This is a genomic window from Acinetobacter sp. ANC_7635 (genome assembly GCF_056779945.1).
Genome location: NZ_JBWYIS010000006.1, coordinates 35,972 through 54,614 on the forward strand (window position 1 = coordinate 35,972; position 18,643 = coordinate 54,614).

General features: G+C 38.8%; 22 protein-coding genes and 1 pseudogene. 8 read left to right on the top strand and 15 right to left on the bottom strand.

Translation table 11 applies throughout. The features are described 5' to 3' along the window. Positions 1 to 89: 89 nt before the first annotated feature. Positions 90 to 1,538: a coniferyl aldehyde dehydrogenase gene (locus AC1M89_RS08370; RefSeq protein WP_035266754.1), complete on the bottom strand. Its 1,449-nt coding sequence runs from the start codon at positions 1,536 to 1,538 to the stop codon at positions 90 to 92. 124 nt (positions 1,539 to 1,662) lie between these two features. On the opposite strand from AC1M89_RS08370, the gene AC1M89_RS08375 reads away from it, so the two are divergent. The 5 genes from AC1M89_RS08375 (at position 1,663) to AC1M89_RS08395 (ending at position 5,390) form a co-directional block, all read left to right on the top strand. Continuing rightward, positions 1,663 to 2,355, top strand: a complete 693-nt coding sequence (locus tag AC1M89_RS08375) for a TetR/AcrR family transcriptional regulator (RefSeq protein ID WP_035266753.1) — start codon at positions 1,663 to 1,665, stop codon at positions 2,353 to 2,355. A gap of 88 nt (positions 2,356 to 2,443) precedes the next feature. Further along, positions 2,444 to 3,310, top strand: coding sequence for a formyltetrahydrofolate deformylase (purU, locus tag AC1M89_RS08380; protein ID WP_092766746.1), 867 nt, complete (start codon positions 2,444 to 2,446; stop codon positions 3,308 to 3,310). Positions 3,311 to 3,523: 213 nt separating this feature from the next. Then, positions 3,524 to 4,342, top strand: a complete 819-nt coding sequence (locus AC1M89_RS08385) for an energy transducer TonB (RefSeq protein WP_092766747.1) — start codon at positions 3,524 to 3,526, stop codon at positions 4,340 to 4,342. 20 nt (positions 4,343 to 4,362) lie between these two features. Next, positions 4,363 to 4,986, top strand: coding sequence for a MotA/TolQ/ExbB proton channel family protein (locus AC1M89_RS08390; RefSeq protein ID WP_180028347.1), 624 nt, complete (start codon positions 4,363 to 4,365; stop codon positions 4,984 to 4,986). Beyond that, positions 4,986 to 5,390: an ExbD/TolR family protein gene (locus tag AC1M89_RS08395; RefSeq protein ID WP_035266746.1), complete on the top strand. Its 405-nt coding sequence runs from the start codon at positions 4,986 to 4,988 to the stop codon at positions 5,388 to 5,390. The genes AC1M89_RS08390 and AC1M89_RS08395 overlap by 1 nt, the downstream gene beginning before the upstream one ends. Before the next feature lie 50 nt (positions 5,391 to 5,440). Here the strand turns inward: AC1M89_RS08395 and msrA are convergent, their stop codons facing one another. The 9 genes from msrA to lgt form a co-directional block, all read right to left on the bottom strand. Beyond that, complete coding sequence (gene msrA / locus AC1M89_RS08400) at positions 5,441 to 5,962, bottom strand: peptide-methionine (S)-S-oxide reductase MsrA (RefSeq protein WP_035266744.1); 522 nt, start codon at positions 5,960 to 5,962, stop codon at positions 5,441 to 5,443. Positions 5,963 to 6,045: 83 nt separating this feature from the next. Further along, positions 6,046 to 6,501, bottom strand: a complete 456-nt coding sequence (locus tag AC1M89_RS08405; RefSeq protein ID WP_035266743.1) for an META domain-containing protein — start codon at positions 6,499 to 6,501, stop codon at positions 6,046 to 6,048. Positions 6,502 to 6,575: 74 nt separating this feature from the next. Then, on the bottom strand, positions 6,576 to 7,646 hold the full coding sequence (locus tag AC1M89_RS08410; RefSeq protein ID WP_481587592.1) for an Lnb N-terminal periplasmic domain-containing protein: 1,071 nt from the start codon (positions 7,644 to 7,646) through the stop codon (positions 6,576 to 6,578). 26 nt (positions 7,647 to 7,672) lie between these two features. After that, complete coding sequence (locus AC1M89_RS08415; RefSeq protein WP_035266739.1) at positions 7,673 to 8,185, bottom strand: dihydrofolate reductase; 513 nt, start codon at positions 8,183 to 8,185, stop codon at positions 7,673 to 7,675. A gap of 93 nt (positions 8,186 to 8,278) precedes the next feature. Further along, positions 8,279 to 9,121: a thymidylate synthase gene (gene thyA / locus AC1M89_RS08420; protein WP_035266815.1), complete on the bottom strand. Its 843-nt coding sequence runs from the start codon at positions 9,119 to 9,121 to the stop codon at positions 8,279 to 8,281. A 192-nt stretch (positions 9,122 to 9,313) separates the two neighbouring features. Next, on the bottom strand, positions 9,314 to 9,805 hold the full coding sequence (locus AC1M89_RS08425; RefSeq protein ID WP_481591567.1) for a lipocalin family protein: 492 nt from the start codon (positions 9,803 to 9,805) through the stop codon (positions 9,314 to 9,316). 147 nt (positions 9,806 to 9,952) lie between these two features. Beyond that, positions 9,953 to 10,204: a hypothetical protein gene (locus tag AC1M89_RS08430; RefSeq protein WP_179998671.1), complete on the bottom strand. Its 252-nt coding sequence runs from the start codon at positions 10,202 to 10,204 to the stop codon at positions 9,953 to 9,955. 132 nt (positions 10,205 to 10,336) lie between these two features. Continuing rightward, positions 10,337 to 10,708, bottom strand: a complete 372-nt coding sequence (locus tag AC1M89_RS08435) for a hypothetical protein (RefSeq protein ID WP_481591589.1) — start codon at positions 10,706 to 10,708, stop codon at positions 10,337 to 10,339. An 84-nt stretch (positions 10,709 to 10,792) separates the two neighbouring features. Continuing rightward, positions 10,793 to 11,608, bottom strand: a complete 816-nt coding sequence (lgt, locus tag AC1M89_RS08440; RefSeq protein ID WP_035266733.1) for a prolipoprotein diacylglyceryl transferase — start codon at positions 11,606 to 11,608, stop codon at positions 10,793 to 10,795. 93 nt (positions 11,609 to 11,701) lie between these two features. Between lgt and AC1M89_RS08445 the strand changes: the two genes are divergently transcribed. After that, the gene (locus tag AC1M89_RS08445) at positions 11,702 to 12,505 is read left to right on the top strand and encodes an NRDE family protein (RefSeq protein ID WP_481591566.1); all 804 of its coding nucleotides are present in this window, start codon (positions 11,702 to 11,704) and stop codon (positions 12,503 to 12,505) included. 27 nt (positions 12,506 to 12,532) lie between these two features. On the opposite strand, the gene AC1M89_RS08450 is transcribed toward AC1M89_RS08445, so the two are convergent. From AC1M89_RS08450 to tatA, 4 genes and pseudogenes are all read right to left on the bottom strand, one after another. Next, on the bottom strand, positions 12,533 to 14,740 hold the full coding sequence (locus AC1M89_RS08450; RefSeq protein ID WP_035266728.1) for a PhoX family protein: 2,208 nt from the start codon (positions 14,738 to 14,740) through the stop codon (positions 12,533 to 12,535). Between the two features lie 165 nt (positions 14,741 to 14,905). Continuing rightward, positions 14,906 to 15,688: a twin-arginine translocase subunit TatC gene (tatC, locus tag AC1M89_RS08455; protein WP_481591565.1), complete on the bottom strand. Its 783-nt coding sequence runs from the start codon at positions 15,686 to 15,688 to the stop codon at positions 14,906 to 14,908. 211 nt (positions 15,689 to 15,899) lie between these two features. Further along, positions 15,900 to 16,149, bottom strand: a pseudogene (tatB, locus tag AC1M89_RS08460) (Sec-independent protein translocase protein TatB); the annotation flags it as partial. A gap of 15 nt (positions 16,150 to 16,164) precedes the next feature. Then, complete coding sequence (gene tatA, locus AC1M89_RS08465; protein WP_035266725.1) at positions 16,165 to 16,392, bottom strand: Sec-independent protein translocase subunit TatA; 228 nt, start codon at positions 16,390 to 16,392, stop codon at positions 16,165 to 16,167. Between the two features lie 172 nt (positions 16,393 to 16,564). On the opposite strand from tatA, the gene AC1M89_RS08470 reads away from it, so the two are divergent. Beyond that, positions 16,565 to 17,440 carry an AEC family transporter gene (locus tag AC1M89_RS08470; protein ID WP_481591564.1) on the top strand — a complete coding sequence of 292 codons (876 nt, stop codon included), beginning with the start codon at positions 16,565 to 16,567 and terminating at the stop codon, positions 17,438 to 17,440. Here AC1M89_RS08470 and rdgB read toward each other — a convergent pair. Continuing rightward, positions 17,437 to 18,066, bottom strand: a complete 630-nt coding sequence (rdgB, locus tag AC1M89_RS08475) for an RdgB/HAM1 family non-canonical purine NTP pyrophosphatase (protein ID WP_481587585.1) — start codon at positions 18,064 to 18,066, stop codon at positions 17,437 to 17,439. The genes AC1M89_RS08470 and rdgB overlap by 4 nt on opposite strands. Before the next feature lie 94 nt (positions 18,067 to 18,160). Between rdgB and AC1M89_RS08480 the strand changes: the two genes are divergently transcribed. Beyond that, entirely contained in the window at positions 18,161 to 18,616 is a 456-nt protein-coding gene (locus tag AC1M89_RS08480; protein WP_481591563.1) for a GNAT family N-acetyltransferase, read from the top strand. Positions 18,617 to 18,643: the final 27 nt, after the last annotated feature.

Below are 18,643 nucleotides of genomic sequence, written 5' to 3' on the forward strand. Positions count from 1 at the left end.
GGCGTTTTATATCAAAAATACGCTTAAAAGACAAGCGAAATTGATAAAAACAGGGCATGACCTGTTGTGATAGATCATGCCTTGATCATTTAACGAAGAAAGGCTTTACGGATAAGACTAGGGATCGGTCTATTAAACGGAGGCAGTACGTATTTCAAGCTGAATAGCTTTGGAATAGACATGACTGAGCGTTCATTTGATAAACTGAAGAAGCCTTCGGGACCATGGTATCTGCCCATACCAGATGCACCAACGCCACCGAAAGGTAGATCATCTTGTGCAACATGAGTAACAACAGCGTTTTGACCAAAGTGTCCAGAGTGAGTACGTTGCGAAACGTATTCTGCTCGAGCATCGTTAAAGTCGAAATAGTATAATGCAAGTGGACGTGGTCGGTCATTAATAAACTCGATAACTTCGTCTATTTGATCATATTCTAAGATTGGTAAAATTGGACCAAAGATTTCGTTCTTCATAATTTCCATATCAGGGCTGATATTGGTCAGAAGGGTTGGCGCTATTTTACGTACAGAAGCAAGCTCTTCTTTTAATGGGTTAATTTCAGTGACTTGAGCACCATTTTGAATCGCATCTTCTAAGTAACCTTGTAAGCGTTTATTTTGCTTATCGCTCACTATAGAGGTGTAATCTTGGTTGTCACGTAATGTTGGATACATCGTTTTCGCAACGGTTTCAAACTGGTGAATAAACTCTGAAGTTTTACCACGTGGTAGGAAAATATAATCTGGTGCGACACAAGTTTGACCCGCATTCCACAATTTACCGAATGCAACACGCTCCGCGACATCCTTTAAGTCAATTGAAGGGTGCACGATAACTGGTGATTTACCACCAAGTTCTAGAATAACTGGAACTAAGTTTTCAGATGCTGCTTTCATCACAGTCTTACCAACATTGGTAGAGCCTGTGAAGACTAATTTATCAAATGCAAGATGACTGAATGTGTCAGAGATTACGCCACCACCTGTAACAACGGCAACTAACTCTTGTGGGAACGCTTCAGATAAAGCATTTTGTAATACATAGCCAAAGTTACGAGAGGTGCTTGAAACTTTAATCATGGCATGGTTGCCCGCTGCCAATGCACATACTAATGGGCTAATCGCCAATAATAAAGGGTAGTTCCAAGGGGAAATGATACCGACAACACCTAAAGGTTGATACTGAACCCAACCTTTTGCAGGTTGATGTAAAATACCGATATGGCGTTTAGAAGGCTTCATCCACTCTGTTAAATGTTTGCTGTAATATTTGATTTGTTCGAGTGAAGTGAGTAGTTCACCAATTTTCGTTTCAGAAACCGAACGATTACCATAATCTTGGCTAATTGCTTCTGCAATTTGGTCCTGATATTTAATCAAAACTGCTTTAAGACGAGCCAAACGTTCAATACGCTGTTTTGCTGTCGGGTTCGGATAACGTCGATAGGCTGCTTTCTGAAGCGCTAGAAGATCATGTAAATGCTGAACTTCCGATGCTTCAGTCGTCATTAAATTTGTTTTTGTTTGACTGTTCATGACCAGTACCACTAATGTAAGGGTTGATGTGATTTTTATTTTTAGAGTAAATACTCTAAAAGTCAAGTCACTTTTATGTTAGCTTGGGCTAAACGTCATTATTCTTGTTATAGATGGTATTAGGATGTCGCATTCCAAAACGTTAAAAACCAAAGACCGAATCTTGCAAATTAGTTTGCAACTCTTTAACGAACGTGGAGAGCGATCTGTCACAACTAACCATATCGCAGCAGAGTTAGGTATTAGCCCTGGTAATCTCTATTATCACTTTCGTAACAAGCAAGAGATCATTAAAGAGTTGATGGAGCAATATCAGCATGCAACTTTAGAGCTGCTAGCATTGCCAGAAGACCGTGATGTAAATGCCAATGATAAAATCCGATACTTTCAAGTACTCAGTAGTCAGTTATGGGCCTATCGTTTTCTGCATCGTGATGTATATCATTTAACCGAAAATAATGACGACTTTAGAAAAATTTACCCGCGTTTCGCGGGTAAAGTGATGCAACAAGGTCAAAAGATTTACCGAGCCTTCGTCAATGCAGGTCTCATGCAAATGACAGAGTCTGAAATTGAAGCGTTGATCATTAACCTATGGATTGTCCTAACCAATTGGACGAACTTTCTCTATATGTCTGGTCATTTAAAAGATTCCAACCATCTAGATGAAAAGTGGGTTTGGCAGGCACTGCGTCAAATGGTGTTTCTTGAAGGTCCTTATTTACGTGGTGAAAGTCGTCAGACTTATGAGCGCTTGCTTGAAACGTTGGGAACATCTGAATTATTTGCTAGTCTTTCTGCTGATCGAGAAGATTGATTTCAGCAAAGATAATTTGAAAGCATTAAAAAAAGAGTTAGAATACGCGGCTGTTTTTCAATTTAACTGTTAAGTGATATAAATCATCATGAATATGACAACTGCTAACACAGCACGTTTACTGATTACTTGCGAAGATAAACCAGGAATCGTGCAGGCTGTATCGAGCTTTTTGTATCATCAAGGGGCAAACATCACTGCGCTTGATCAATATGCAACAGAAGCTCAGGGCGGGCGTTATTTCATGCGTGTTGAGTTTGAACTCGACAATTTGCAAAGCCGTAAGGAAAATATTCTACAAACTTTCGCCACAAACGTAGCTGAACGTTACAACATGCATTGGCGTCTAGCTTTAGTGTCAGATGTAAAGAAAGTAGGTATTTTGGTATCGAAAGTCGATCATGCCTTGCTTGAACTTTTATGGCGTCATGCACGTGGTGGATTACCTTGTGAAATCACTAAGGTTGTGTCGAATCATGAAGATCTACGTGAGTCTGTGGAAAACTTCGGTATTCCTTTTGAAGTTGTGCCTGTCAATAAAGAGAACAAGCGCGAAGCATATGCAAAAATTGATGAGTTAATGCAAGGTAATGATTTGCTTGTACTCGCACGTTATATGCAGATTCTTGATGAAGAGTTCGTCTCTAAGTGGGAAATGAAAGTGATCAACATTCATCATTCTTTCCTTCCAGCTTTTGTGGGTGCTAATCCTTATAAGCAAGCGTATGAAAAAGGCGTAAAACTGATTGGTGCAACAGCGCATTATGTGACAGCTGATTTGGATCAAGGTCCGATTATTGAACAAGATGTTGAGCGTGTCAGCCATGATTTTACAGTTGATCAATTACGTGAATTAGGTCAAGACGTTGAACGTAATGTCTTGGCGCGTGCTGTTAAGTGGCATTTAGAAGACCGTATCATTGTTGATGGTAATAAAACTGTGGTATTCCAGTGATTTTTAATTAAATATCACTGATTTATTAAGGCATGCATGAGCATGCCTTTTTTATTGATGATCAAAAAAACTCATCAAAACTGCAGAATTAATAGTTGCAAATGAAAACACTTCTCATTTATTATTGGCGTACTTTAATTGTACTAACCGATAAGTTTGATTGAAATCTTCCTTATGAAGACAGCGTCAATGTATATCAGATCATAAATTTTAATGAGCCCATCTCCCATTCCTATGATGCAAAATCCAATCTCAATGAAAAAGAAAGTGCTTACTTCGCTCATTGCAGTGGTGATCGGGCATATTGGTGTTTTATTTGCCGTGAGTCAGATGAAAACACCTGAATTAAAACCTATTGATAAGGATCCAATTAAGGTTCGTTTTGTTCAGATAAAAGAGGATGCGCCACCGCCGCCACCTCCTGTTGAACCTGTGAAACCTCAAGTTCAACCAAAACCAGAACCTAAAGTCGTTGAACCACCTCCTGTGGTTAAACCCAAAGTCATTGCTGAAAAGCCTAAACCTGTCGAACAAAAAGCAATTGTTCAAGAAGATAAATTAGAAAAGCAAAAGCAGGAACAACAGCGTTTAGAGCAAGAACGTAAAAATCGTGAGTTGCTTGAACAGCAGCGACGTGAGCAAGCATTGCGTGACCAACAGCTACGTGAGCAACAAGAACGTGAGCGCTTGGAAAATGAAAGACGCGAACAAGAACGTCGTGAGCAGCAAGCACGTAATACACCAAAGAATTTAAGTATTGGGCAAATATCATGGTCTCGTACACCGAAGCCATCATATACCAACCGAGATTTACAAGGTTCTGATCGTACTGTTGTAGTATCGATTGAAGCGGACACTAACGGTAATGTAGTGAATGCCAGAATCACAAAATCAAGTGGAATTGATTCGCTTGATCAAAAGATTTTACGCTCGGTGCGTAATGCAAAATTCAGACCTTATAAGGAAAATGGCGTGGCTTATCCGTTTAGAGCGGAACAACCATTTGAACTTAAGTTGAATTCTAACGGCTAACTTTTATTAGGAGTTCGAGTATGAACTTTTCAGTTTATTGGCAACATGCTGATGCAGTCAGTAAGACGCTTTATTTCGTTTTACTCGCAATGTCTATTGCGACATGGACAATTGTCGTTTTACGTGTGATGGGAACACGTCAACTGAAAGAAGTTGCTTATGCTCAACTCTCTAAAGCATTAGCAGGATTGAAAGCAAAACTCGCTCCTTTGGGATTTGAACAACGTAAAGCTGTTGCTGAGCAAGCTTTATTGCGTCAGATTGCTTTGGAAAAAGCATCTGCTGAAAAAGGTGTTGCTGTACTCGGAACAATTGCCTCACTTGCACCATTTGTAGGGCTATTTGGTACAGTATGGGGAATCTTCCATGCATTGGTTGCAGTAGGTAAAAGCGGTCAAGCAGGACTTGCACAAGTTGCAACCCCTGTGGGTGAAGCCCTGATTATGACTGGTATTGGTCTAGCAGTAGCTATTCCAGCAGTGATCGCATACAACATTTGTATTCGCTTTAATCGTACATTAAGTAATGAACTACAAGATCATGCTCACAGTCTTTTAATCGACACGATGCTGCAACAAGATTCTTCTGCGCAAAAAGTTGAAGTGAAAGCGACTCAAGAAAGTTACGTTGGAGGTCAAGCTTAATGGCTTTTCAATTGGGTGAAGACAACGATACAGGCATGACGGAGATGAACCTCATCCCGTTAATTGACATTATGTTGGTTTTGATGATCATCTTCTTGGTGACAGCGACCGTTGCTAACCCATCAATTCCATTAACTTTACCAAAAACGACAGCGGATATCATTGATCCGCCACCTGAATCGATTCAAGTAAGCATTAACTCACAGGGTGAGATTGCATGGGATTCAGAAATTATCAGCTTAGATGAATTGCAAAAAAGATTTAACGATGCCGGTGGTTCAGCACAACAACCGACAATTATTCTTAAAGCAGATAAAGAATCACGTTACGATACTGTTGCTCAAGTGATGTCACGTGCAAGCGAAGCCGGGCTTGCTGACATTGCCTTTGCCACAGATAATTAACTGATTAACATGAGAAAAGCGACCATAAGGTCGCTTTTTTTATACCTGTATTAGTCTTTGAGTAAACCTTCAAATTTAGAGCGAAGCTTTAAAAGTTTTGGTGGGATACTAAAATTGCAGTAGCCCTGAGTCGGGTTACGAGCAAAGAAATTTTGATGATATTCTTCAGCAGGGTAGAAGGTCGGTACTGAGCTTAGTTCTGTAACAATATCTAAACCTTCTGCTTTTAACTGTTGAATCGCTTTCTCTGCAATCTGGCGCTGTTCTTCATTAAAATAATAAATGACAGAGCGATATTGCGTACCTATATCATTACCTTGGCGATTGAGTGTGGTTGGATCATGTGTTGCAAAAAATACATCAAGCAATTGAGCAAAGCTAATTTGACTTTCATCAAAATCCACTAAAACCACTTCTGCGTGATGGGTGTCTCCTTTGCAAATGTCCTCATAGCTTGGATTGGCCGTATACCCACCCGCATAACCACTCACGACTTTAGTGACACCTTTGAGTTGAAGGAAAACTGCTTCAACACACCAGAAGCATCCGCCACCGAGCAAAGCTTGTTGCATGGGATTCACCTTATTGAGTTGCAATGACTGAAATAATGGGGTGTAGAATGAAAAAAGCAACCAGTGAAATGGTTGCTTAACTGTTAACGCGGTTGTATTGCAGACTCATACTGCAATACTGGATTACCATTCTCATCGAGTAGGCGAAGCGTTTTGTCATAGACTTGGAATGCCGCGACTTTTGCCAAGGCAGCATTATAGCGATTTGCAAGTTCTTGAGTATTCACACACATCATTTGTGTAGTTGCAACTTCACTCAAGCTAATTTTGTCAGCTTTAATGCTATATGCACCCATAAAACGGTTACAACCATCTGCACCACTCAAACGACTAGATGCTGCATCAAATTGAATACTTGGAACATTGTGTGCAGTAGGGTCGGTCTTAAATTCTGTTGCGCCAATATGTGTCAAAATCCAAGTTTTATTTTGCAATTGATTAAGTGCTTGTTGTTGCTTTTCAGCAGATGGTGTTGTGGTACATGCTGTAAAAAGTAATGCTGAGCCTATAACGGATACGGCTAAAAGTTGTTTTAACATATGAAATGCCCCTGTGTTATTTCTTTCTAATGTAAATTAAATTCAAGTCAATTTTATGTATATCAACTGATACGCTAAGGTGCAAGCTCTGGCTGACTCTGAGGGAGACCCAGACGAATCAATTTTGAATAATTTTCACTACTTTGATATTTAAATTGATTAAATTGGTCTGTTCTTGGGTTGACATGTGCCTTGTTGTACCATGTTTTGATATCCCAATGATGTTGTAATGCCCCTAAGTCATACAGATAATTAGGTAAATAACCTGAGGCTAATAATCGGTAGTCCACTGGCAGTTCATGTTTGGAAATCGCTTGAACCATATCAAAAACCAAAGTGGTGCAGTTACTGGTCAAGGTGTTATACCATTTTGGTTCTTGACTAAGTTTATCTGCTTGCTCTAAATATTCCTCAAATAAAGCTTTCATTTCAGCAGCTTCCATGTTGATTGGGAAAAAATAGACCTGCTCATTACGTACATTGCTACGTGTATAAATAATGTCTTTCTCGTCAGCAGCAACTAAACTGACTTCGTACTTTCTAAAAAAACCACCAATAGCAGAAAACTCTTCATCTTTTTCTTTGCGAATTTCAATCGAAAAGGTCAGTGGTTTAGAGTTTTTGAAATCAAAGCTGACTAAAGTGTGGGCGATTTGTGGTCCCATCCAATATGAAGTAATGATGTTAATGCCACTGATTTGATTCAAATCAATTTGACGTGTTTCCCAGCGTTCTTGATAGGTTCCGTCTTCATTCCATGCAAAATTACGCACATTGTGTAAAGTGACCCAATCACCTTGACGTTCATAATTGAGAATTCTTGCGACTTCAGGATTCCACTCACGGTCTTGTTTGGCAGGGATACTAAAATACCAAACTAAACTGAACGCAAAAAAGACAATGTATAAGACAACATCTTTACTACGGCTGAAAAAATGTTGTGTTGCATATATGCCTAAAACACTTAAGGCAAAAGCGACCCAAAAGCCAATGATAATACGACTGACTAACCAGCCAAATGGCTCTTGAACCCATAAGGCCATACATAACCAAATTGAAGAGAAGATGACAAATAAACTAAATAGGGAGTGAAAAGCTCCCTTTGCAAGCGCAAGAATAAACTCTCTTTTACCGATGTTATGCATTGTTATTGGCTATATGTAAGAAAGCTTTATTTTTGGTAGGTTGCGAACTCAAATGCAATATTTGTTTTGTCATCAATGTGTTGCTCTGATGCCACTTTTTTAAATTCAGGTGGAATCTCAGGATAATGAGCATCACCTTGAACGTCTAATTCAACATGCGTGAGTTCTAAGCGATCCGCAATAGAGATCGTTTGGCTAAAAATTTCTCCACCACCTATGATAAAAATAGATCCAGGCTTTTCTGAAGCTTTTACATCATGGACTGCCTGCTCAAGTGCACTCTCGATTGTATGCGCGATTTTTGTTCCTTCAAATTGCCATGACGTATCTCGTGTAATGACCCAATTTACACGTTTAGGAAGCGTTCTACCCATAGACTCAAGTGTTTTACGTCCCATCACCACAACACCACCTTGGGTAATTTCTTTAAAATGTTTGAGATCAGCTGAAATATGCCATGGCAAATCATTTCCTTTGCCAATACAACGTTGCTGATCCATTGCAACGACGTGTACGACTTCTAAACCTTGAAATGCCATGATTATTCTTCCAGCGAATATGAGTTAAAGAGGGAAATGTAAAGTTGGATCACGATTAGTATCAACTGTGATCCCAAAAGACATTAGTTAAAATCAAACCGCAACAGGTGCTTTAATTGCAGGATGCGATTCGTAATTTACGATTTCAATATCTTCAAATTTGAAATCAAAAATATCTTTAATTTCGGGATTCAGTTTGAGTTGGCACAATGGAAGTGGTTCACGTGTTAATTGAAGTTGTGCTTGCTCGAAATGATTGGCGTAAAGATGAGTATCACCACCTGTCCAAACAAAATCACCGACTTCTAGATCACAGACTTGCGCAATCATATGGGTGAGAAGTGCATAACTTGCAATATTAAATGGAACGCCAAGAAAAACATCAGCACTACGTTGATAAAGCTGACATGATAATTTTCCATCCTGAACAAAAAACTGGAAAAGCGTGTGACAAGGAGGGAGTGCCACTTGTCCAGCTTCTTTTGGGTTCCAACCTGATACGATTAAACGACGGGAGTTTGGATTGGTTTTAATTTCATTAATTAACCATTTGATTTGATCAAAACCATCTTGCTCGTATAAACCATCGTCTTTTTTAGTTGCACCAAAGTTACGCCATTGGTGTCCATATACTGGACCTAGCTCTCCTTCAGGACGTCCAAAACGAGCAGTCTGCTCAGCTGTCGACCATTCATCCCAAATTGTAACTTTATGATCTTGCAGATATTTAACATTGGTATCACCTTTAAGGAACCAAAGTAATTCAATCACGATTGAACGGAAGTGAACTTTCTTTGTGGTCAGTAGAGGAAAACCTTTAGAAAGATCAAAGCGCATTTGATGACCAAATACAGAACGAGTACCTGTACCAGTACGGTCACCTTTATCACCGCCATTGTCGAGGATATGTTGTAGTAGGTCTAAATACGCTTTCATAAATGTCCTGATCGATTTGAATGTGGCATTTGAAGAATAAACCAATGCCAAAAATTTCATTGGCATCAGTTTATACTAAAGCAGCATGCATTTTAATATCTTCCTTACGGAATAGACTCTTTGAAAGCGAGTAATTAAAGAAATAAGAAAGCACCCTTTAGGGTGCTCTCATTTAACACAAAATTTTAGGGCTTAAACAGTTTTGTGTCCTGTATGTACAGTATGAATTAAATCGCTTAGGTCATAACCAATGGATTGAGCATATGCTAGATACGCTTGCTTGATAGATTCATTTAACACAGGTTCACGGTGCAGAATCCAAAGATATTTTTGATTAGGTTCACCGACTAAAGCAGTTTGATAATTTTCATCGATCTTAAGTACCCAATAATCACCCTTAGTGAATGGAATCCAACGAAATCCTTCAGGCAAAAAGCTGACTTCTAATTTGCCATGTTCAGCATCTACAACTGTGGCTTCGCCAATAGACTCATCCAGTTCTTTGTTGCCATCAAGACAACGATTTTGAACACGTACAGTTCCATCGCTGTTTAAGGTATAGACTGCCGAAATATCCGTACTGTCTTCAGGTTGATGCTTCATTGGTAAGCGTGCAATCTCATACCAAGTACCTAAATAGCGTTCAAGTTGGAAGTTAGATACGGTCGTTAAATTTTGACTCATTATGATTTACTCCATTTAATCTAAATTAGATACATCCTTTGAGTATAGGCACAGTTTTGGAGTAGAAATAATACTGTTCTGTAGCAAAGCGTTAAGTGAGTGTGATTAATTTTATATTTATTTTCATTTGCTTAGTTGTTTTGAAATTCAGCGGGGTGTACGAGATGCATATAAACTCACTACGAATAATCCCACTGCGCTATAACCCATGAGTTGTACAAAAAGTGCAAAAAACTCTCTGCTATTTTGAAAGTTCAGCGCTGAAAGCATGAAGATAAAAAATACAATCAAGATGAAAGGACTAAAAGCATAATATGCTTTCAGCTGATGCTTTAGACGCTTAGATTGGATCAAAACATGATGAATAATGTGTAGACTTAAGCCTAAACATAAGCTCATTAGTGTCGATAGAAAATCAAGTTTTTTAATTTCAGCTGTCAACAGAATCACTACACACGTTGATATACAAATGATCAATTTAATCGTGCGTGTGCATCGTTCCGAATACCAGAAATTTAACATAATGACGTTTTAATGCTGATGTTGATGAAGTAGTGACAGTGGAGAAAATAAGCAAATAGATAAAGCCATAAATCCTAATCCTTGAGCACCAGGTAAAAGAATTTCTCCATCCTTTGCATGTATGAAAATTAAGGCAAGTAGCAGAGCGATAGGAATCCAAGTAAATAATCGGTACATCAACCCTGTTGGATGGTGTGAAGCGAAATGAATTTTACAGTAACGGCAAATAAGAAAAACGATACCTGTGCCCACAAACATTAAGATCGCATCGAAGTTAAGCGGTTGCATCCAATATAACGTAGCGGTAGCACTCGTAATCAAAATAAAAAATAAAGCTTTGTGTTGTATTGAAACTTTAGGATCAAACCAAAACTCGAGCATAGTAATCTGAATCAAAGTAAATAAGTCAAAACTCTAGCACAAAAAAAGGTGAACAAGATGTTCACCTTTGAGGGCATGATTTACTTATTTGCCATTATTTTGTAGAGGACCCCAGTCATATACTTTCTTTTGGTAGGCATACCAAAGCATCCATAGCCCGATGAGAATCATTGGAACTGTAAGGAATTGTCCTTTGCTCATCCATCCGATAAATAATTGTCCATTATCTGGCTCACGGAAGAATTCAACTGTGAAGCGAGCGATGCCATATCCAATTAAGAAGAGGGCAGAAACAGCCATGCGTGGACGAGGTTTAGAACTAAACCACCACAGAACAATAAAAAGAATCAAACCCTCACAGAGTGCTTGGTAAAGTTGGGATGGATGTCGTACGAGTTGTAAAGGATCTGTAGGGAAAATCATACCCAATGCGAAATTTGGATCTGTGACTTGTCGGCCATAAAGTTCGCCGCCAATAAAGTTGCCAATACGACCAAACATCAGACCTGTTGGAACACATGGGGCAATAAAATCCAGTGTTTGGAACCAAGTCATTTTGTATTTTTTACACCACAATAACATGGCCAACATGACACCTAAGAAGCCGCCATGGAAGCTCATGCCACCTGTCCAAACTTGGAATAACCATATCGGATTTGCAAGGAATTGATCAAAACCATAAAAGAACACATAGCCTACTCGACCACCAATCACGACACCTAATGCACCGTAAAAGATGAGATCAGAGACCATGTCTGGTGTCCATCCTCGTTGCTTAGCACGGAATGTTGCCAAGCCCCAAGCAAATAAAAATGCGAGTAGATACATGAGTCCATACCAGTGAACTTGTAATGGACCCACAGATATTGCCACTGGGTCAATAGAAGGATAGGTCAGCATTGCTTTTCCTTTATATTATGTTTTGTGTCGATTCTAACGGAAAGACTGAAAAAATGTTGTACATTCAATGTGTAAAGTTCTAAGGATGCAACGATGTGTATTGTAGCAATCGCATGGCAAGTGTTGGATGAAACACCATTATGCTTAATTTCAAATCGGGATGAGTTTTATCACCGACCTGCTTCACAAATTCATAAGTGGGAAAATAGCCCAATTATTGCAGGTCAAGATTTACAATCTGGTGGGACATGGATGGGGATTACTGCTGCAGGGCGTTGGGCACTTGTGACAAATTACCGTGATGCAAATGATAAGAAGGAATATCCAACTTCAAGAGGACATATCATTCAGCAATATCTGGAATCCGATTTAGCACCGATCCGATTCGCCCAAGAATTAGAAAAAAAGCAATGTGATTACGCTGGATTTAACCTTTTTATCGGAACCTCTGATCAAGCGGTTTATATGAGTAATCGTGGTGAATCTCCACAAGTGCTTGCCAAAGGTGTATATGTGGTTTCCAATGGTGTATTAAGTGATCCATGGGAAAAAACCAAACATTTGCGTAAACGCTTCACACAAGAGTTCTTACCATTATTGCAATTAAATCCCAATGCTCAAAAAGCGTATGATTTAGAGTACGCCGTTTGGGATATCTTACAAGATGAAAGAAAAATTGATTTAGACTTATTACCTCAAACGGGCATATCAGTGGAAATGGAGCAGCTGTTATCTTCTACTTTTATACAAAGCCCGATATATGGAACACGATGCTCAAACTACCTGTTGTTGAAAAGAAACCAATGGACTTGGCTTGAAAAAACGCAGCAAGGTGAACATCAGAATCACATAGTCAAAATTGATCTGAATCTCTCAAAAAAAATGCCGACATCGTAGTCGGCATTTTCTATTTCAATGTTTGAATTAAGCAGCAGGAGTGTTTTCTTTCTTTTCTAGACTTTCACCAACAATCTCGCCACCATCTTTACGTGTAATCACGACCGTCGCAGAGCGAGGACGTGTACCTTTACCACCGCTGATAGTGTTGCTGTGATTTGCAGGCCAAGTGCCACCTGGATGCTGAACATTCACAAAAATAGCTTTATAGTCTGGTGTCATCGTTACACCTGTAATTTCACAGCCTGAAGGGCCTGTTAAAAAACGACGTAACTTTGAATCATCAAGCTGTGCGCCAGCAGGAGTAAGTTGAGTGGCATTATTTGAACCAGCATTTGCAGAAGTCACTTTACCATCACTTACTTGACCTGGAAGTGCAGCGAGCATCATGCAATTCGTTTCATCTGTATAAGCGCCATCATCAGTCTGTACCCACAAGACACCACGTGGATCAAACCATAGGCCATCTGGACTTGAGAAATCATTTGCTGATGTGAGTCCAGATAGGTTTACACCCGGAAGTGAATCTTCTTCTGCGCCAAATAAGAAGATATCCCATACAAATGTTTTTGCTGTAACAGTATCACCAGTTTCACGGAAACGAATAATATGTCCGTTGATATTCCCGCGAGGACTACCACCTTTATCATTATCAGCATAATTACGAGGGTTGGCAGCATCAATCGTATGCTCACTTCCACGTAATGAGTTATTTGTTAAGGTGACATAAACCTCACCATTCTCTGGGTTTACGGCAACCCATTCTGGACGATCCATTTTGGTTGCACCAACTGCATCACCTGCTAAACGGGCATTTACCAATACATCAGCTTGATCTGTAAATTTGTATTTTGAATAACTAGCAATTAATGGATTGGAGATATTGAGTTCAATCCACTCACCAGACGTCTTTTGAGTTGCTTCATTAAAGTTAAATTTAGCAACATAGAATTTACCGTTATTCATATATTTATCGCCAGCAGCATAACCACCGTTGATATCTTTAGGGTCCCAAACCGCATCTGAAACAAATTTATAGATATATTCGCCTTGAGAGTCATCCCCCATATAGAAGGCTAGTGGTTGCCCAGGAATGGCACGACTGACACGACAATCTTCATGTGCAAAACGTCCAAGAGCTGTACGTTTTACTGGGCGTTGACGACCATCAAACGGGTCAATTTCAACAATCCAACCAAATGTATTTGGTGAGTTTCTAAAATCTTGAGTTGCAGAAGATGCAGAGACTTTAGTTAACCAGCGCTCATAAACATCTTGAGGGAACAGTTGTGCTTGAACTGTGTGCCACTTATAAGAACTATTTGAAGCAATTTTATAGCGTTTTAACGACTCCAAATCCTTTTCAGAACGATCTTTATCATCGCGAGTAAAGTATTGGTTAAAGTTTTCTTCAGTGGTTAAGTATGTGCCCCAAGGCGTATAACCGTTACCACAGTTATTGATCGTACCTAATGTAAATGTGCCTTCTGGACTGATCTTGGTTTGTACCAATTCATGCCCTTTTACAGGACCAGCGAAATCGATCGGTGTTGCAGCTGTAATTCGACGGTTGAATACAGAGCGTTTGTTTAGAGTGACTTGTTGAGTTGTAGGATTTTTTTGTACTTCAATCACTGAAACGCCGTGACAGTTGATTTCACGTAATGCTTCATCTTCAGAACGAATATCCGCTGAAATGGTATTATTCGCTGGATGCAAAATCGCTTTGTTATCTACATATTCGTGGTTGAGTACCAGTAAACCTACATTTGACTCATTTTGATCATAACGACTATTTTTCATGCCGAAATATGTCATACCGTCATGACATTCGCCTGAGCGCATGGTAAATGAAGCACCACTCGGAATATTATCTGCATCCCATTCAGGCATACCTTCAAAAAGCGGGTCTCCTAGTGCATAAATAACACGTGCTTCATATCCTTCAGGCACTGTGAATTCATTTTTAATATTTTTATCAACCGCTTTAAATGTTAGTTCAGTTGGCGTTTTTGATTTGTCGAATTCAGGTAGAGAAGGATTTGAGTTGTTATTGTCATTGTCGTCACTGTTACAGCCTGCTACTGAAGCCGCTACTGTCAATGCTACTGCACCACCAGCAGTCTTCTTAATGAGATCTCTACGCGTAATTTGCTTTTCAAGTAAATGGTGAAATTCTGGATTCCCCGAATCATTGCTATCGTAATCATCGTTAAAAGGTGTTAAATCAGTCATGTTCGTTCCTAGCATCTTGCTTGGTAGTTTTTAGCGTCACAAACAACTTAATGCGGAATCATGACAATCAAGTGATAGATTTATGTCAGTTGAATTAAGCTTTTATTTAAAGAGTATGAAAAAGGCGAGTCTTCAGACTCGCCTATGTGTAAAAGGGTCAAGATATCAAAGTACTGACTTTGCTCTTCTGTTTTCGAGTAATTTTCCAAACAAAAGTCCCAATTCAAATAACATCCACATTGGTATCGCTAACATAATCATCGAGAGTGCATCAGGTGGCGTCACAAACATAGAAACGAAGAAACAACCTACAATAATAAAACGTCTTTTTTCAACCAATTGTTCTGTGGTAACGACCCCAATCATAATGAGTAATAAAGTCACAATTGGAATTTCAAAAGTTAAACCAAAAACCAAGAATAATTTTAAACAGAAACTCAGATAGCTATTAATGTCAGTCATGGGTGCAACCGTTTCAGGTGCAACGCTAATGAAAAAATGTAAAATCGAAGGGAGGGCTATAAAGTAAGCAAAAGCAACACCTGCATAAAATAATGTAATACTTCCGATGAGTAATGGTAGAGCTAAAGCTTTCTCATTTTTATAAAGCGCCGGTCTGACAAAAGCCCATATTTGATAAATGATAAATGGCATGGCGATCATTAGAGCAACGAAGAAGTTTAACTTAAATGGTGCCATAAATGTCGCGGTGACATCAGTTGCAATCATTGATGAATTTATTGGGAGTTGAGCTCTAAGAGGCTCAGACATCATTTGATAGCTTTGATTTGCAAATGGTAATAAACAAAAGAATAAAACGAGAATGACCCCAACTATTCTAAATAAATATTTTCTTAAAATAATAAGATGCTTGGTTATTGGCATTTCTTCAAGCTGAGGATTTTCCTCATTTGAAGAGATGATATTTGGCAGAGTATTGTGACTCATACTGCCTCCGCTAAGACTACATACGGTTTATTGTGTTGCGCCGAATTTTGAATATGAATAAAACTTTGCTTAGGTGTAGCGTGTCCTCTAAAAGGAACTGCTGTACTTTGCTGAACGTTTAAATACACATAAACAGGGCTTGTTTCAGAGCGAACCTGTTGATGGATAGGTGGATTTAAATATTCATCGCTTAATACTGTGTGTTTTTCAATTTCCTGCATTTGCGCTTTCATTTTTTCTTCTAATTCTTGAATGCGCTTCATTTCAGTCTGCATTTGTTCTTTAAGTTCAGACATTCTTAGTTCACGATCAATATCATTTTGTACATTGCTGACCATACGTTTAATTTTGCCATACCATTTACCAGCAAATCGCGCACCCTCAGGAAGCTTTTCAGGTCCAAGAACAAGCAATGCAATGATGCCAAACATTAATAGTTCAGCCATACCAATATTCAGCATTACTGTTACCTACCTTTAATGTTTCGCTGTTGAATTCAAATCATGAGATGTTTGATGTTCAATCGTGCGTGGTTCTTTTAATTGAGCAGATGTGCTCTGGTCTTCGTCATCCTTAATTGATTTTTTAAAATCTTTAACCGCACCACCAACATCTTTACCCAAATTTTTTAGCTTAGACGTACCGAACAAAAGTAAAACGACAATTGCGAAAATAAGTACGTGCCAAATTGATAATCCAGCCATGATATATTCCTTATTGAAAATGATCTTGAATGATTTCAACAGTTCTTTATGACAGCAAGTTGACGGAATTATTTCAGTTTGAAGTCATGGCTTTCTTATGTGTGCAAGAGACTTATCCTGAAGTGAAATAGATGTTGTGCTAAGATGAGAAAAAATCTATTTCATATTTAATATGGTTCTTCTACTCCCACTAGTCTCCTTTCTTATCGGCTATTTTGGCGTAGAATATTTAAAAAAAATTCGTCCCTTTATGGCGATGTTGTTGGCGAAAGTGCTGATTCCTCTCATCATTATTTACAATATGGTGTTTTATCAAGAGGGTAGTATATGGTTGATGTTATTTAGTTTTATCGCTTCATTTTTGCTGTATTTATTTGTTTATTACCGTACAAAAGACAAATTAGTCTCCTTATGTTCCAGTTACCTCAATATGGCTTGGCTGGGCTTTCCATTTGCATTCGCTATTTTTGGTGCGCAAGCATCTAGTCCTATGGTTGCACTTTATGTCGGAGGCTCTATTTTTGGTAATATTTGTGCAGTGACCGTATTAAGTGCTGAAAAGCAGTCTGCGATGGAGATTTTGAGAAAATTGACTTTCTCTCCACCGATTTTAGCTTTATTAGTTGCTGGTTTTCTTTCGTTATGGAATGTTAGTCATTTTCAGCAGAATGCAATGATTCAATCATTGTATATATTGGATAAGTGGTTAATGACCTTTACAGGGATGTGTATCCTTGGGATGTGGTTATCTCAAGTAAAAATTCACTTGTCCGACTTAATTGAAAGTTTAAAACTTGCTTTGATTAAATTTTTATTTGGTTTAGTGTGCTGTGCGGTAGCCTATTTGCTTCTACCGATTCCTCACGAACTGGTTATTATTGCGCTGATGTCTATGTTTTTTTTATTGCCACCCGCAGCGAATATTGTTGCTTTAGAAACACATTATTCAGGAACAGGCGTTTCAGCCCAATATATCGCAGCGGGTACCATCGTAAGTTGCATGACAATTGGTTTATTTGCCATGGTTTATCATGGACTGATCGTTTAGTTCGTTTCGAGGCTTGCTTTGAATAACTGCATGGCTTGACCACGATGACTGATCTTATTTTTTTCTTCTTTGGTCATTTCAGCGCTACTAATATTGAGTTCAGGTAGCCAAAACAGTGGGTCGTAGCCAAAACCATTTTTGCCACGTGCTACTTCCAAAATTTCACCTTTCCAGATTCCTTGGAAAATCTGAGGTAAAGGATCTTCAGCGTGTTGAACTAAGGCGAGTACACACACAAACATCCCTTCAATCACGTCACCATTGTTACGTAATGGTGCTAAATCCGCCAGTAATTTAGCATTATTGGCAGCATCATCGCCATGCTCACCAGCATAACGTGCAGAGTAAATACCAGGAGCACCACCAAGTGCAGGGACGCAAATACCTGAGTCATCTGCTATAGCTGGTTTACCCGAAATCTTAGAGGCATGTCGTGCTTTGATAATGGCATTTTCTACAAAACTTAACCCATCTTCCACCGCATCCTCAATGTTCAGTTGTCCTTGAGGCACAACGTTAACAGGGAGTTTTAATTCTTCAAATAACTTTTCGAATTCAGCTATTTTCCCTTTATTGTTGCTCGCTAAAACCAAAGTACCTTGATCTAACCAATCTTTAGACGCCATGTTGAATCACTTTCTGTTTCAAATTTGAAGCTATTCTAACGGATATTTGCGATGATACAGATGAACTCATCTTTAAAATAACCAATCATTAAACATGACAAATTTAAATAGCATTCATATTCGTCAAGCCGAGATCGCTGATGCTGAAAATATTGCATCCTGTATTGCTTTAGCTTTGAATTACTTTGATGAAATGCCAAAAAGTAAGTCCCTATTTTCAAAAGAAGCTCTTGTATCGCACATCAATCATCAAGAGATAAAATACTTTGTTGCAGAATTAAAGCAGTCGCTTGTGGGGGTGATTGCTTACAAACAACCCGCCCATATTTTTCATTTTTTTGTTCATCCAAATCTACAATTTCAAGGCGTTGGAACTCATTTATTTAATTATGTGTTAGATCAATTAACTCAAACGGATATCCAACAGATAACAGTCAATGCGCATATAGGGGCTGTTCATTTTTATAAAAAATTAGGTTTTACTTCACAGAGTGAAGTGGAAATATTCGAAGATATGAAATTCATAAGAATGAAGAAGATGATCGAATAAAAAAAGCACCGATAGGTGCTTTCTTCA